The sequence below is a fragment of the Massilicoli timonensis genome, from assembly GCF_900199515.1.
Classification (GTDB): Bacteria; Bacillota_I; Bacilli_A; order Erysipelotrichales; family Erysipelotrichaceae; genus Massilicoli; species Massilicoli timonensis.
Genome location: NZ_LT963434.1, coordinates 1,850,491 through 1,866,069, shown reverse-complemented (window position 1 = coordinate 1,866,069; position 15,579 = coordinate 1,850,491). Strand labels below are relative to the sequence as shown.

17 protein-coding genes and 1 tRNA gene are annotated in these 15,579 nt (G+C 44.2%); 2 read left to right on the top strand and 16 right to left on the bottom strand.

The window, feature by feature from the left end; translation table 11 throughout:
• Nucleotides 1-4 precede the first annotated feature (4 nt).
• The 14 genes from C1712_RS11345 to C1712_RS11280 form a co-directional block, all read right to left on the bottom strand.
• A complete protein-coding gene (locus tag C1712_RS11345; RefSeq protein ID WP_102269282.1) occupies nt 5-1,186 on the bottom strand; it encodes a MalY/PatB family protein in 1,182 nt (393 codons plus the stop codon).
• Nucleotides 1,187-1,253: 67 nt separating this feature from the next.
• Nucleotides 1,254-1,742 (bottom strand): PTS sugar transporter subunit IIB, encoded by a 489-nt coding sequence (locus C1712_RS11340; protein ID WP_102269280.1) that lies wholly within the window; start codon nt 1,740-1,742, stop codon nt 1,254-1,256.
• 13 nt (nt 1,743-1,755) lie between these two features.
• On the bottom strand, nt 1,756-2,547 hold the full coding sequence (locus C1712_RS11335; RefSeq protein ID WP_102269278.1) for a PTS system mannose/fructose/sorbose family transporter subunit IID: 792 nt from the start codon (nt 2,545-2,547) through the stop codon (nt 1,756-1,758).
• Nucleotides 2,540-3,316 carry a PTS mannose/fructose/sorbose/N-acetylgalactosamine transporter subunit IIC gene (locus tag C1712_RS11330; protein ID WP_102269276.1) on the bottom strand — a complete coding sequence of 259 codons (777 nt, stop codon included), beginning with the start codon at nt 3,314-3,316 and terminating at the stop codon, nt 2,540-2,542. The genes C1712_RS11335 and C1712_RS11330 overlap by 8 nt, the downstream gene beginning before the upstream one ends.
• Before the next feature lie 11 nt (nt 3,317-3,327).
• The gene (locus C1712_RS11325) at nt 3,328-3,741 is read right to left on the bottom strand and encodes a PTS sugar transporter subunit IIA (RefSeq protein ID WP_102269864.1); all 414 of its coding nucleotides are present in this window, start codon (nt 3,739-3,741) and stop codon (nt 3,328-3,330) included.
• A gap of 30 nt (nt 3,742-3,771) precedes the next feature.
• The gene (locus C1712_RS11320) at nt 3,772-4,170 is read right to left on the bottom strand and encodes a PTS sugar transporter subunit IIA (protein WP_102269274.1); all 399 of its coding nucleotides are present in this window, start codon (nt 4,168-4,170) and stop codon (nt 3,772-3,774) included.
• Entirely contained in the window at nt 4,160-4,651 is a 492-nt protein-coding gene (locus tag C1712_RS11315; RefSeq protein WP_102269272.1) for a PTS sugar transporter subunit IIB, read from the bottom strand. Before C1712_RS11315 ends, C1712_RS11320 begins: the two co-directional genes overlap by 11 nt.
• 138 nt (nt 4,652-4,789) lie before the next feature.
• Nucleotides 4,790-5,512, bottom strand: coding sequence for a sugar isomerase domain-containing protein (locus C1712_RS11310; protein WP_102269270.1), 723 nt, complete (start codon nt 5,510-5,512; stop codon nt 4,790-4,792).
• A gap of 146 nt (nt 5,513-5,658) precedes the next feature.
• Complete coding sequence (locus tag C1712_RS11305; RefSeq protein WP_102269268.1) at nt 5,659-7,080, bottom strand: HAMP domain-containing sensor histidine kinase; 1,422 nt, start codon at nt 7,078-7,080, stop codon at nt 5,659-5,661.
• Nucleotides 7,081-7,083: 3 nt separating this feature from the next.
• On the bottom strand, nt 7,084-7,743 hold the full coding sequence (locus tag C1712_RS11300; RefSeq protein ID WP_102269266.1) for a response regulator transcription factor: 660 nt from the start codon (nt 7,741-7,743) through the stop codon (nt 7,084-7,086).
• 164 nt (nt 7,744-7,907) lie between these two features.
• On the bottom strand, nt 7,908-9,248 hold the full coding sequence (gene glmM / locus C1712_RS11295) for a phosphoglucosamine mutase (protein ID WP_102269264.1): 1,341 nt from the start codon (nt 9,246-9,248) through the stop codon (nt 7,908-7,910).
• Nucleotides 9,249-9,259: 11 nt separating this feature from the next.
• Nucleotides 9,260-10,639 carry a CdaR family protein gene (locus tag C1712_RS11290; protein WP_102269262.1) on the bottom strand — a complete coding sequence of 460 codons (1,380 nt, stop codon included), beginning with the start codon at nt 10,637-10,639 and terminating at the stop codon, nt 9,260-9,262.
• A complete protein-coding gene (gene cdaA, locus C1712_RS11285; protein ID WP_102269260.1) occupies nt 10,632-11,852 on the bottom strand; it encodes a diadenylate cyclase CdaA in 1,221 nt (406 codons plus the stop codon). The genes C1712_RS11290 and cdaA overlap by 8 nt, the downstream gene beginning before the upstream one ends.
• Nucleotides 11,853-11,924: 72 nt before the next feature.
• Nucleotides 11,925-12,698 carry an HAD-IIB family hydrolase gene (locus C1712_RS11280; protein WP_180963139.1) on the bottom strand — a complete coding sequence of 258 codons (774 nt, stop codon included), beginning with the start codon at nt 12,696-12,698 and terminating at the stop codon, nt 11,925-11,927.
• Between the two features lie 131 nt (nt 12,699-12,829).
• On the opposite strand from C1712_RS11280, the gene C1712_RS11275 reads away from it, so the two are divergent.
• Together C1712_RS11275 and C1712_RS12575 are read left to right on the top strand one after the other, a co-directional pair.
• Nucleotides 12,830-12,905: transfer RNA gene (locus C1712_RS11275), tRNA-Glu, on the top strand.
• A gap of 218 nt (nt 12,906-13,123) precedes the next feature.
• Nucleotides 13,124-13,285, top strand: coding sequence for a YjzC family protein (locus C1712_RS12575; protein ID WP_146003338.1), 162 nt, complete (start codon nt 13,124-13,126; stop codon nt 13,283-13,285).
• A gap of 64 nt (nt 13,286-13,349) precedes the next feature.
• Here the strand turns inward: C1712_RS12575 and C1712_RS11270 are convergent, their stop codons facing one another.
• Both C1712_RS11270 and C1712_RS11265 read right to left on the bottom strand, forming a co-directional pair.
• The gene (locus C1712_RS11270) at nt 13,350-14,249 is read right to left on the bottom strand and encodes an aspartate carbamoyltransferase catalytic subunit (protein WP_102269255.1); all 900 of its coding nucleotides are present in this window, start codon (nt 14,247-14,249) and stop codon (nt 13,350-13,352) included.
• 170 nt (nt 14,250-14,419) lie between these two features.
• Nucleotides 14,420-15,469 carry a hypothetical protein gene (locus tag C1712_RS11265; RefSeq protein ID WP_102269253.1) on the bottom strand — a complete coding sequence of 350 codons (1,050 nt, stop codon included), beginning with the start codon at nt 15,467-15,469 and terminating at the stop codon, nt 14,420-14,422.
• Between the last annotated feature and the right edge of the window lie 110 nt (nt 15,470-15,579).

Sequence of the window (15,579 nt, the reverse complement as noted above, 5' to 3'; positions counted from 1 at the left end):
ATTTCTACAAATAACTATGCTGTTTCAGCCATGCATAGATCCGTTTCATCCCCTCCTCAAGTGTTGCACGCGGGCAGGCGACATTGATACGCTGATAGCTGCTATAAGCTGAGCCAAAACCACTTCCCTCCTGCACCTCCACATGACCTTCCCACTTTAGTCTGCTCGCAAAGTCCTTTGGTACACGCAGTTTTGAAAAATCCAGCCATGCCAGATAAGTCGCCTGTGGAATTGTGAATGCAACCTGCGGCATATACGTTTCAATAAAGTGTTTTAGAAACTGAAAATTCTCATAAATATAAGTACAGCATGCTTGATTCCATTGTTCTCCTTCCCGATACGCACAAATAAGCGCCTCAAAGCCAAAAATATTGATGCTGGAAAGGCCGCTTGCTTTTGCTTTCGCCGCAAACTCTGCTTGCAAGGCGTTATTTTTTACAATTGCATACGATATTTTCAATCCTGCCAAATTAAATGTTTTAGTCGGTGATCCCAGTACGATCAAATGATCATGATAAGATGCATCACATTTCAGCGCACTCACATGATGCTGATTCGGCATGACAATATCCGCATGGATCTCATCAGATATGACCCATACATGATAGCGATCACAAATCGCTATGATACGTTCGATCTCTTCAAGCGTATAGCAGTTACCGGTTGGATTATGTGGATTACACAGAAGGAACAGTGATATAGAAGGATCCTTTTTCAAGTGTTCCTCGAACCCTTCAAAATCCATATGCCAGCCATTTTCATCATGAAGAAGCGGACTATATATGACTTTACGGCACAGGCTTTTCGGCGTGTTGAAAAAAGGCGGATAAACAGGCGGCTGGACGATTACTTTTTCATTTTCTTTTACCAGCATTTCGATCAGAGCATAAAATCCATAGACGACTCCGGTGTTCAAAACGATTTCTTCTTTTTTCACGGTTATGCCATGGCGGCGTTTCTCCCATTCAATAATTGCCTCATATACATCATCAGATGGATCGGTATAGCCGTAAATAGGATGCTGAAGCCGCTTTGCCATTGCTTCCTTGATTTGTGGCATACATGCAAAATCCATATCAGCAACCCAAAGTGGGATCACATCATGCAGCTGATAGCGGTTCTCATAACGATCCCATTTTGTACAGCTTGTATGTAACCGACTGCATACTTGGTCAAATTGATACATTATTTCACCTGCTTTCTATTTCTTTTTCGATATGGAAGAAAACATCACATAATGTGATGCCTTCCACTTATTGTTTATTGATTAGTTCTATTAGATCATCATCGGCATTATCCGGTACTTGTTTCCCGGTTAGTTTTACCCCGCGACGATTTAATTCTCTGCATTCTTCCATTTCCTGTATCGTCATATTGATGCTTTTTTTGATATTGCGCGTTCCTTCCCGCGCTGGAAGATTACCGATATTCACTTGTGTGATAGTTACTCCGCGATCCATCATTCTTAAAACATCGGCAGGACGACGTACGACTAAAATGACCCGCTGTCCTTCATATTTTCCACTCACTAAATTCTGCGCTGCTTTTTCGACATCTAACAGCGAGGACTTTAAGCCTGCCGGCACTACTAATCTTAAAGCTGCTTTCTGCACTTCATTTTGATACATTTCATCATTGGCAACCATGATTCTGGTCGCATTGACCGCATTGCACCAATAAACTGCAACCTGTCCATGGATCAAACGATCATCTATGCGCACATGAACTAATCCTTTTGTCATAATGATTCCTCCACTAACCTAAAATACCGGCTGCACTGCACGCGATTCCTAAGATCATAACGAAGATGATCGCTTTGAAAGAAGTCATGCCTTTTCGATTCAACAATGTATATACCAATAAGACAAGTAGCACCGGAATCAATCCCGGCATGATCTGATTCAAGATCGCCTGCAGCTCCATCTCTACTTCGCCGCTCTTAAACACAAACGGCACATTAGCACTTACCACACTTGGAATCAGCGCTCCAACCACCGTTAATCCTAAGATACTTGCGGCTTCGGTTACACGATTCATTTTATCGCCTAAATTTTCAATAAGTTTTGTTCCTTCCCGATAACCGATGCGAATGAAATAACCACGCATGATAACACGTACGACGCCCCAGATCAAATACAGGAAGATACCAATCGGATTCCCTTCCAGCGCCATATAAGAGCCAACTGAGAAAAAGATCGTATTGGCAATGACACCAAACAGCGTATCACCGATACCGGCAAGCGGACCCATCAATCCAGTTTTGATCGCCGATACCGCCTCTAGTGAAGCAGCACCTTCTTTTTCTTCCATCGCGATGTCAATTCCTAAAATGATCTCCGCAAATTCCTGATGTGTATTAAAGAACTGTAAATGCGTTTGCAATGCTTTTTTCATATCTGCTTCATCCGGATATAGTTTCTTCAGCACCGGAATCATTGAATAACAGTATCCCAATCCCTGCATTTTTTCATAGTTCCATGCGGCTTCACCAAGCAACAACCAACGATAACGTACTTTTTTAATATCCTGCAATGAAATTTTACTCATCTTCATCCGCTCCTTCCATTGACTTTACCAATTCTTTTTCCCCACTTTTACGATAAGCCATCAAGGCTAATGCTGCTCCGACAAGTGCTACCCCGAGCATCGGCATACTTAGATATGCTGCCAATACAAAGCCGATCAGCAGATAAGCAGTATATTTTTTAGTAGGCAGATACTTTAATAAGATTGCGATTCCGACAACCGGCAACAGTCCGCCTGCTACCTTTAAGCCTGCGCTTAGCCAGTCCGGGAAATAAGCGACAAAATTTTGTACCAATTCACTGCCTAATACCAGGCATAAAAATACCGGAATGGCACGAGATAAGCCCCAGCAGAATACCCCCAACACATTCATGCGTTCAATACCTTTGATATTAACGCTTTCCATATAGCGATCCGCACGGTGCTGAAAGAAAGTGTTTGCAAAACGGGCAAATACATCAAGCTGCACCAGTAGCATACCTACCGGCACTGCCAAGCCGATACCAAATTCCACTCCTTTTCCGCTGATCGTGCCAAGCGCGGTTCCAATCAGTGCCGCACTCATGAAATCAGGAAGCGAAGAACCACCGAAGGAAGAAACACCAAGCACCATCAACTGCAGTGTTGCACCAACACTTAATCCAAACGCAAGATCTCCCATTACAAATCCGGCAAAGCAGCCGGCAATCAAAGGTCTGTTTAATCCGAAATCCATGTGGATCGCATCATTGATTGCGATAAAAGCATACAATGTTAATAATATAATCTGTATAAAATTTAGACTTTCCATTATTTCATCTCCTATTCATCTTCACTGTTTTCTTTTACTTTTAATAATCGTTCATTCACATTTATCACATTGTCTTTCGCGGTTTCGACAAGATGATCCAACACCGTTTGTAAGTCACTGTTCCTTTGCATATAAGCTTCCATGACCAGTGGTAAATTGATGCCGGCAATCAAATAGCACTCTTTTTTTGCCTTAAATAGGTGCATGATTGCAGTACGGCATGGTGATCCGCTGTAAATATCTGCCATGACAAGCAACGGTGAACCGCTTCCCCAGTCGATAATGGAAGCAAGCTTATGCTCCAGCTCCTCACTTGATTCACCTTCTTCCAGCGCACAATATGTAAGATTCGGTTCTTCTCCTAAGATCATCTTCATTGTCTGATAATACCCGCTTGCTAAAGCACCGTGTGATAATATCAGCATCTCGTACAAGTATTTCTCTCCTTCCTCTGCCTATTCTTCATTCATTCGCTTGCGCACATTGACAATATCCTCTAAAGCTGCCTGCTTTGCTTTTTCTGCTAAATCCGTAACATCATAAAAATTTCTTTCACGAATCGCATAAATGAGCATTGCCAAGTTTACCCCGCTGACAATCTCAATTTTCCCCCTCGGTAATAAAGTTGCCGCAATCTGGGTAGTAGCAGCAGAAAGCATATCGGTCAATACCAGAACATCTTCCGCTTCTGCTATTTTTTCTTTTAACAAACAACGCAATACTTTTATATTGTCATCTTCAAACAATCCATACCATTCACAATCTTCAATATCCACAAATGAGGCAGCTGTCTTTAACAGCACTTTTCCTAATTGTTGATGTGTCAGCACCAAAATTTTTGTATTACTGCTCATACTCGGTATCACTTAGGTCAATCAGCTGTTCCTTCTCTGCCGGAATTTGTCTGATTTCTAATTTGATTCCTTTGTTTAACAGTTTTTTACAAATCTCAATATCTTTTTTCCGCAAAATGACGAAACGATTGAGCGCAACTGTATCCTGATCTGCTTTATTGCGATAGCCGCCGATATTGATGGAATGAATGGTTGGCAAGATCTCATGTACGATCCATACGTCATAAAAGTTTTCAACGATCACCATGACACGATCATCATTGATCAGCGCTTCAAGCAGTGCATCTTTACAGTTGTCCAATTCGAAAAACAGCAGTTCTACGTTCTTGGGTTTTGCTAAGTTCAGCGTAATCTTAGAAAACTCATCATTTACGATCTCATCATTGATAATAAAAATCTTATCGATCCGATAAAATGATGTCCAGCTCTGTGCAACTTGTCCATGAAGCAGGCGATCATCTACACGCAATACCTTTATCATGTTTTGCCTCCTCAGTATTGATTCGATCCACGCCCCCAAATGTGAATATAGGGAATCTATTTTTATTTTAGAATAGAATACTTGATTGAGATAGGTAAATGATTGCACCAATATTCGTGCAATCGACCATGTTGTTTTTTAGTAAAGCCGTGTGTATTGACGATAAAGTGCATCGTTGACACTTTGATCCGCCAATCCGTTCAAACTCACAAAAACCGGTGGTTCTATACCGAGTGCAGCAATTTTTTCTGCCGCTAATACGCTGATCGCTTGTACGATAAATGCATTGGCAATGGAAGAGGTCGGCATCATTTTAGTTGCACATCCCGGTACACTGAGCGCCGCATCGCCCAGTTCCCCGCAGTTGTCAATCACGACATCTGCTACTTCCATCAGTTTCTTTCCGCTGGGTGCACGCGAAGGAGTTGCTTCACTATGACTACGCGAAGTAATCGCAATCACCTTAGCACCCTTTTCTTTTGCATACTGTGCTAATTCTACCGGATAAGCATTCCTTCCGGAATTTGAAGCGAGCAGCACGACATCGTCTTTTTGAATGTGATAAAGTTTACCTAAGATTGCTGCATAGCCGCTTAGCTTTTCAATATAGGAGCTTTTAGTCGGATGTTCCGTCATCGTCAGCTCTGAGGTCAAAATCGGAACACAGAACGCCAATCCCCCGGCACGACCATAAAATTCTTCACATACGGTATGCGAATGTCCGCTGCCACTCACATAGAAAGTATGTCCATTGACAAAAGCATCAGCAATCAAGTGTGCGCTGGTCTCGATTGCTTTCTGCTGTGTCTGCCTGATCTTGTTTACGACCGTAAGCCCTGTCTGAAAGATTTCCTGATACATATTCCATCTCCTTTCTGACTTTATTTTAGAAAGCAATGGCATGTTTTCACAGATAAAAAGATGCACGTTTTGTTAGTGCAATAAATTTCTTTCATACTTGCACCTTTTTCAAGTGCAATAAAAAGCCCATGCTTTCACATGGACTTCTATGCTGTTTTATTGTCTTTTGCGCGTCGTTTCGTTTCTTTCTTTTCCTTGCGTTCCACCTTGCTCATTCTGAAGATGACGCCATCGCTTGTATTCTCACCGCTGACCGTATAACCGTTGGCATGAACGACCTTTGCCACAATGGAAAGACCTAATCCGAACTGTCCATCCTGTCCCTTTTCAAACGGCTTAAACAAAGCTGCGATCCGCTCTTCACTCATGCTCGGACCATCATTGGAAATCGCCACCTCGTCTTCACGTAAAACGATTTTGATCTTCGACTTTGCATAGCGCAGCGCATTTTCCAAAATATTTTCGATCGCTACCCGCCAAGATTCCTCTAAACCGGTAAAAAAGACTTCCGGCTGTAAATCTGTTTCGATGACCACATCATCACGAATGGCTTTGATCGACAATATCACATTGTCGATGACCACATTCATATCGGTAAGCGCACCTTCGATATCCTGTGATACCAGATATTCCACACGGTTGAGATAAAGCAGAGAATGCACTTTCTTTTCAAGCCGGTCGGCATTATTGATGATGACATCTACGCTCTTTTCCAATGTTTCATACGGATAAATACCGTCTTTTATGCTTTCCCCATAAGACTTGATCGTCGCAATCGGCGTTTTCAGATCATGCGAGATATTATGGATCATTTCTTCTTTGGTCTTTTCCTGTCGCTGCAATTCCTGCCGCATATCGACCAAAGCCCGCGCCAAGGCACCGATTTCATCCTGTCGATTGATCTTTAACTGTGCATCTTCGCCGTTTTTCACCTTGTCGATATAGTTACGGATCTGATTCAGCGGGTGGATCAAAGCAGCCATCCAGATCATCAAGATCACAAAGAATACGCCTACCACCACGACCGTAATATTGACCACACTGCTGAGCAGGCTGTCCTTCAATAATTCCTGATACTTATTATCATTGAGCGTAAGCAGCCATTTATCATCGGTAATCGCCATGATGCGGTAATACGTTGTCGTATTATCGCCATGATATTCAAAAGCTTTGGCATCTGCCCCATCCATCTGGTTGATGCTTTTTTCAATGTGCTTCAACAGATCGGTGCTGATCACTTCATTTGCCTGCTGTGCATTATTCGCTACGATTTGTAACTGAGGATTGCTGGTATTGGCATCAGTGATCATAAAGTGCTGGAAGGTACTTTCCAGACTGCCGTTTAATAGCAGCTTCTGCCATGTCGTATCACTGTTCTCGATCAAGCCGCGAAAGGTTTCCTGCTCCCGCTCCAATGAGCTGTACGCCTGACTTTTGATCACTTCATTGATATTTCCATTCAGATAGATAAAGAAGAAACAACAGAAAAAAGTGATAAATACGAAGATGAGAGAAAAAAGCTGCTGCGAAAGGGAAAGATGTTCAACCCAAGTATTGAACTTTCTCATTGTTTATCCCAGACGATAGCCATATCCATAGATGGTATGAATGTTAAGCTTCGGCAGTTTTTTACGCAATCGCCGCAGTGTATCATCAACGACCCGATCGCTTCCGAAATAATTATCTTCCCATACATTTTCCAAGATTTTTTCACGACTGAAAGCGATGCCTTTGTTTTTGATAAACATCATCAGTAAATCAAATTCTTTGGTCGTCAGATCAATTTCCACTTTATCGTCAAATACTTTGCGCTGTTCTTCATCCAACTCATAGCTGTCAATGGTAATACGGGTATTTTCTGATTTATAGGTACGCTTCATGATATTATTGACGCGAAGCACGAGTTCTTTCGGGGAAAACGGCTTGGTGATATAATCATCGCTGCCTTTTTCCAAACCGATGATGCGATCGAACTCCTTATCACGGGCAGACATGAAAATGACCGGAATTTCAGCGCCCTGATGGCGGATCTCTTCAAGCAGATCAAAACCGCTCTTGTCATCCAACATGATATCAAGGATCCAAAGCTGTACATCGTCATCTCCGACATGAATGCTCGCCTCTTCATAAGTATAGTAGGAACGCACTTCATAGCCTTCCTTGATCAGATACTGTGCCACCAGATCGTTTAGATTTTTTTCATCATCTACAACACAAATTACTTTTTTCATAATCATCACCTCTTTGTATTCATTATATATGAATTATGGGAAAGAAGAAAGAGTATGCTTTTTTTTCATACAATTTCACATTGTTTCTACCGGATTCCTTTACTTTTTTTCAGCTTTTCCATATAAAAGGAATCGATCCTATGCAATCGATTCCCTGTTTTCTCTTATAATCCTTTCGCTTTGATAAAATCAACGATGCGCATGACGTACTGCTCGCATAAAGCATCGGTCTTTGCTTCGACCATGACCCGAACCAGCGGTTCTGTACCGCTTGGTCTAACCAGGATGCGTCCTTCTTCGCCAAGCTCTGCTTCGACTTCACGGATTTTTGCAAGCAGCTCTTCATTCTGTAAAGCCGCATGCTTATCCTTTACCTCCACATTGATCAAAAGCTGTGGATAGATGAACAGATCCTCACTCAGTTCCCGCAGCGACATGCCGCTTTTCTTCATGACCTCCAGCAGCTTCAACGCGCTTAACAAGCCATCTCCCGTATTCATATGTTCTTTGAAAATAATGTGTCCGCTTTGTTCCCCGCCCAGCACAAAGCCGTTTTTCTCCATATTCTCAAATACATATTTATCGCCGACATCGGTTTTCTCATAACGGATCTGACAACGATCAAACGCTCTGTACAGCCCTAAATTCGCCATCACGGTCGTTACTACCGTATTCTCCTTCAAATGACCGCGGTTCTTCAAGTAATTACCGCAGATATAAAGCGTATGATCTCCGGTAATGAGATCGCCGTTTTCATCTACCGCAATCAGACGGTCCGCATCGCCGTCAAAAGCAAATCCACAGTCAAACATGCCTTTGTTTTCCCGCATCAGCTCCTGTAATTCTTCCGGATGGGTCGAACCGCATTTGGTATTGATATTCACGCCGTTAGGAGAAGAATGGATCACTTCCAGCGTTGCCCCCAATTCCGAAAGCACCTGTGCCGCTGTTGCCGTAGCGCTGCCATTGGCAAGATCCAAAGCGATCTTCATGCCGCTGAAATCACAGTTCACACACTCCTTCAAATAGCTTTCATAAAGCTCCAGCCCTTCATGCCATTCGATCGCTGTTCCCAGCGCGTCATTGATCGCATATTCCACTTCGCTTTCACCGTCCATAAAAGCTTCGATTTCTTCCAGCACCGCATCATCCATTTTCTTTCCTTCATGATTGAATAATTTGATGCCATTATCATAGAACGGGTTATGACTGGCGGAGATCATCACACCACAGTCAAACTTTTCCTTTACGACCAGATAAGCCACGCTCGGTGTCGGGCATACGCCTAACAGATAAACATTCGCTCCAGTTGCGGTCGCGCCTGCCGCCAGCGCCATTTCAAACATGCTTCCGGATAAGCGGGTATCTTTCCCGATCAGGATCTTCGCATGGCGCTCCTTGCCATAATAAGCGCCGATGTACTTCCCGATGGCAAGTGCCATATCCAGTGTTAATGTGTCGTTTGCACGTCCTCTGACGCCGTCTGTTCCGAAATATTTTGTCATGCTTGTACCTCCTAGTCCGCTTCGACTACTTTGACTTTGATCTTTGCTGTTTCACTCGTATAAGTTGCAAGATTGTTTTTACCGGCAGCGGTAAGCGTTAATTCATATGTGCCTGCCTTCGTGATCTTGCTCATATCAAAATAAACCTCGATATCTTCGCTCTGGATCGAATCCAGTACGCTTTGCGCACCGATCACCTTGACATTCGCATAAGCATCATCGTTATCCACCGGCGCAACCTTAAACTTTTTCTTATTGTTTTTATAAGCAACCGGTATTTTCTCAAATACTTTTTCCTTGCTGTCTGCCAGCTTGATCGTGATATTGACGCGCTGGGTGCTGACCTTGGTGACACCGCTAGGTGTAATGATCGGCATCGTTACCGTCTTATCGGCAGTCAGCGTGTTGGCCGGCAGCTGGATCGTTACATCATTGATGCTTTCTAATACATCCAGCGGTCCATAGATCGTTACGGCAGAAGCGTCCATCTGGTATGACTCGATCGCTTTTCCGTTTGGCACCTTGCCGACCGGTACCACTGAGATCGGCACATCTTTGCTTGGTGTCGTAACTTCTACCTTCGTTTTCATCGTCGCCGGCAGAATATCGACTTCCACCCGTTCTCCCTGCTGGTTATAAGCAACGATGCTTGCTTCGGTTTCAAAGGTCTTGGTCACATCCGATACATCGATCAGCGCTTTTACAAACGCCACTTCATCTAACGTATCTTCCGATGCGCTGACCACGACTTCTCCCTGTTCAAACTCCGGTGTTCCTAACGCATAGATCTTATCCATCTTATCCGTATTGACGAAATCATAGCCCAGCGTATAACGACGGCTGGTCTTACGCTTGATCGTTACCATCGCCACCGACGGATCAAGCGTTACATCGACACGCTCCGAAACATTTTTCGGCAGCAGCTTCACTTCATGCGTTCCTTCGGTAAAATCCGTTAAGTCCGCCACGACCTGAAAATTCCCCTGTGAATTGACCAAGCTGATGTCGCTTGGATCACCGACCAGCGTCGCATTGACCGTTTCCGGTACGCCGCTCACTTCATATACCTGATCGGATATGATCGTCGAAACCGCTACATTGTTCAACGTCGTTGCACTTTTATTCGTCGTAAACAGACTCATGCTGTCATCACCGCCTAAATTGACCATCGCATAAAGCGCAACGGCCAGCGCCAATGACACCACTTTTCCATACTTCTGGTTAAATAGCAGCTTATCGACCCAGGAGGACAGCCATCGAAAGAATCGTGTAACCGCATTTTCAACCGATGTATAAGTTTTCGCAACTTTCTGCCCTTTCTCGGCGATCGATTTTGCCAGCTCGACTTTTCCTTCTGAGGAAAGCTCGGTATTTTTCTTCTTTCTAGCCATTGTTTCCCTCCTTCACTTTTTCTTTCGGTGAAGTAGATCGCCGTCTTGGTTTCGGTGTATAGTTCACTTCCAGCGGCTCTAGTTTCTTATCCTGCGGCGCAGCTGTCTCTGCTTTGGCAGCCGTGCTTTTCGTCGTCCGCCTGCTTTTCTTCTTCTCCTCATCAAGCGCATCCTTTAAGCTCTTGCTCGATGATTTATTGTATGCCATTTTCATCGAGCGTACCGCCTTCTGTTTTTCTTCGGCGATCTCCGGCGTTTCTTCTTCATGCGTAGAATGGATCTGTTTTTCCAGTTCATCTAAATTGGCTTCTTTCACTTTCGGCAAACGCGTGCCTTCTTTTTTCTGCTTACGCTTCTTGCCTTTCAGATAACCGCTCAGAATGCCGTTTTGTGTTCCCTGCTCCACATCTGCCGATACCTGCGTCTGCGCCACTTCCCGCAGCGCCGATGTCGTTACCATATTCAAATACTCGCGCAGTTCTTTTTCATTCACGACCATGAGCGCACCGTTGCGGGCAATCGAAATATTACCGGTTTCCTCGGATACGACGATCGTTACCGAATCGCTGATCTCGGAAATACCGACGGCCGCACGATGTCTTGCCCCATAGCTGCTTGGCAGATCCTTGGTAGTCGGCGGGAAATAAGCGGCGGCACAGGCGATCTTGACCCCTTGAATGATGACCGCGCCATCATGCAGCGGGGTTCCCGGCACAAAGATCGAACACAGCAGCTCGCTGGTTACCATCGAATTCATCTGTGTACCGGTCTTGATATAATCGCTCAGTGAATGTCCCTGTTCCAGCGAGATCAAAGCGCCTGTTTTCGATACCGACATGGCAGAACACGCGCGCACCAGTTCATCGACCAGCCGTTCGCGTTCATTGACCGTCAAAGTGGAAATGCGGGAAAAGACACTTGTTTTTCCCAGTTTTTCCAACAGTGAACGAATTTCCGGCTGGAAGATGATAATGATTGCCAAAAAGCCCCATGTTACAAATAAATCGGCAATCATCATGATCGTCTTCAGGCCGAATATCGAAGCAGCTGCCCTGATGATGAAGATAAACAAGATTCCCTTGAAAATCTGAATGGTTCTTGAATTATTACGAACAATCTTGATGCAGTAGTAAATGACGACCCACACACAGCCGATATCGGCAAGCAGGCGCAGCAAGGCAATCAGATTGTTATAGGTCAGATAGTCAAACATACCGACACTCCCTTCATAGTGTTTATTATATCATAAATCAAATCACGCCACGTTACTTTTTTCATATGCCCGTTATTTCTTTTCTTCCTGCTTGGCAAGCAGATAAGCGATGGCTTCTCCAACTCCCGCAAACACATAAGCCGCATGCGCTTTGATCGCATCATCGGCATGTGCGACGCAGCAGCCGATATAAGCATCCAGCATCGGCAGGTCATTATAGGAATCCCCGATCGCATAGACCTCCCCCTCTGCTTTTAACAAAGCGATTGCCTGCTTGAGTCCTTTTCCTTTGTCACAGCCTTTGGGCACGATGTCGATACAATCCACATTGATAAAAGGCTGCACGACATCACCGAAACGCGTTTCGATCTCTTTGGCAATCTGATGACGCAGCGTTTCATCACCGATAAAGAGTACAAACTGCGCGATCCTTCCTTTCGCGATGATCTCTTCAACGCTGTAAGGGCCCGCTTCTCTTCCCTTCGCATCATAAGATGCTTCATCCAGCACCTGCACTGCCCGATATTTTCCTTCATTTACGACAATGGAAGAGCACGGCAGCTGCGTCAAATAGTGATAAATATGCATGGCCTGCTCAAATGGAATCTCATTGACCTTGACCTGACATCCATCCCTGTCATACAAAGCACCGCCGTTATTGGTAACGATGAAATCAGGGTGAAACGCATTGATTTCCATCTCTTTTTCAAATGTCTGCATGCTTCTGCCGGTAACTGCGATAAAACGATGTCCTGCCTGCTGCCAGCGGCGGATCATTTCCAGATCATAGGGTTCTACACGCTTGGAAACACGCAGTGTTCCATCATAATCGCTTGCTAAAATCATCTTCATTCCTCATTTCCGTTTCTATCGTATTTATTGTAAAAGATATGCCGTAAGAATACAAGTTCACAGTTTGCTTTTTCATTTTCCCTCTGTTCAAGCAATGGAGAAAGTGCTATAATACAGATAAATCTGTCAGGTTAGGCAAACGGTTAAGCCACAGCCCTCTCAAGGCTGCATTTGCGGGTTCGAATCCCGTACCTGATACCATTTTACAAACAAAGCGGATCCTTGCTTGCCCGATGCAAAACAGATCCGTTTTTTTATCGCTTTTCTATGCCGTTAAGCACCTTCCTACAAGAACGTCCCTTTACACCACGGCATCGCATATCCCACTCTACGCCCTTATCGACATCAAATCGCTTTTTTTCAAACTTTTGTGATATTTTGCGCACAGCCAGCCACACTACTTGCAGGAGGTGCTAAATATGAGCAAAAAGAAATACCGTCCCGGACAGAACTGCGAAAAGACCGCAAAATATTCTGCCTATGATGAAAAGGGAAAAGTGGTAAACGAAGACGTTGATGTCGAAAAAGGCAAACGTTTCCCACCGGCACAGGAAAAAAACTGCTATTACATGGAGCAGTAATGTAGAAAACAAAAACACCGAGAACGGCATCGAAAAAACGCTTTCGGTGTTTTTTTATCATTATTTACCGCTTTACCATATCGGTAAACGCATAGCCAAACGCTCGTTTCATAAGCGCTTTGCGAACATGGACGCCATTGGTCATCTGTTTGAAGATACGTGATTTCGGATGTTCCACCAGATCGCTTTCGATCTCTACCCCGCGATTGACCGGCGCCGGGTGCATGATGATCGCATGTTCCTTCATCGCTTCCACACGCGCATACGTCAAACCATATTTCTGTAAATAAGCCTCTTTGGATAACTTCATCGACTGTTCATGACGTTCATGCTGAATGCGCAGAAGCATTACCACATCCGCCCACTTTACCGCTTCATCTATATCCATGAAGATCGACTGATCATCTACCCAATCCGCCGGACCGGAGAAGCGCACATCACAGCCCAGACGCACCATCGCATCACGATTGGAGTGGGCAACACGGGAATGTGCGATATCGCCGACGATCACTACCCGCAAACCTTCAAACTTACCAAACTCCTGATAAATCGTAAGCAGATCCAACAAGCACTGCGTCGGATGATTCTTTTTACCGTCGCCGCCATTTAAGATCGGAATGTTGATATTTTCCAATTCCTTAAAGTATTCTTCCTGCGTATGACGAATGACCACCGCTTCATAGCCGATCGCTTCAAAGGTCTTGATCGTATCATACAAGCTTTCACCTTTTTGCACCGATGATCCGGATGCGCTGAAATCCTCTACCCGACATCCCAGCTGCTGTTGTGCCGAAGCAAAGGAGTAATGCGTTCTCGTGCTCGGTTCAAAAAATAAATTCGCCACCAGATGTGCTTTCGGAAATTCCAGCCCCGGTTCATCCGCAAATCGCTGTCCATCCTCCAGCACCTTGTAGATCTCCTCTACACTGAGATCATTCATGGTAAATAAACTGTTTTTGTGCATCTTCTTTTCCTCCGATCATTTTCAGTTTTCTCTGAAAAAAAGGCCCTTGTTCTACACAAAAGGACCTTTATCGGTTTGTTCTGTTCTGATACCTTCATAACCTCTCTGGATTATGTTAAAGGACCTTCTTTTCTTTTACCATTTTAACATATCTAAATGGAAAAGCAATACTATTCTTCTTTTCTTTCAGCGTTTTCCGTTTCCGCATCTTTCTTTGTATGATCGCGCTGTGCAAGCTTGCCTAAAGAAACCGCTGATTTCTTGAATCGATTACTGCCGCTTTTCCATGTCTTGCGTACCAGCTGCCCGCTTTTTATCAAAGCCTGCTTGCCATATCGCCCACTTTTTACAAGACCGCTTTTTACTTTTTTGCCGGTCTTGGCAAGGCTTTCTCCCCTATCCATATGAACTTCACTGTTTCCCTGATAGTTCTCATACACAGCCGGCAATGTTTCTTCGAGCGTCTTTACATTTAAGATGATATCCTCTCTTTCATCAACGCTCTCAAATACATCATGGCGATAGCTAATCCTGGTACAGTTCGCAAAGAAACGCGCTGCCGCACTTTTATTAGGCAAGTAAAGCTCACGCACAAATCGTTTTATGCGGTCTTGCGCATCTGCCGCTAATTCCATATAGCGCAAGCTCTGACATTCATCTTTACTTGGCAGATGATCAAATAAGGTATCATGGAAACAAACATATAGGCGATCCTGCGACAATGCCGTGATCCTGCTGATCTGATGATGCAAAGCGACAACGACAAATACCGCATAGTTTGTTTTCTGCTCATCGAGCGGATAAGCGATCACATCGCCTACATGAAAATTACAGCGCATACAGAACGGACTCATCACTTTTTTCGGTGCGCCCTGTTCGCTCATGATCTTATCTTTTACTTTTTGTAATTCTTTCTCCCGTTTCAAAACGGTCTTTTCATCAGCGCCGGCTGCCTGCCAATAGGTAAGATCGCCGCCTGCATCGATCATTTTTATGACCTTCTGTTTCATGGTATCGTTGAGTCTGCCCAGTTGGTGCATGATCAGCGCCAATGCGCAGTAAGCCGTGCAGGTATCTTCCACAGCCAGCTGTTGAAAGCCACGCGTCGCGAAGGCAAGCGCTTCCTCATCACATCTGCCGCAGCCAATGGCATTTTTATAGTCTTTTTGAATGGCAGATGTTAAAGAGCTGGATGCGATCGTTACTTTTGAAAGGTCCATAAATTACACTCCTTCACTATAAATTCTTTTCTATTATAACAAAATACACAAAAAAAGAAAGACTTTGCGGCGTTTATCACACAGGTCCCACTTTATGGGAACGCACATCT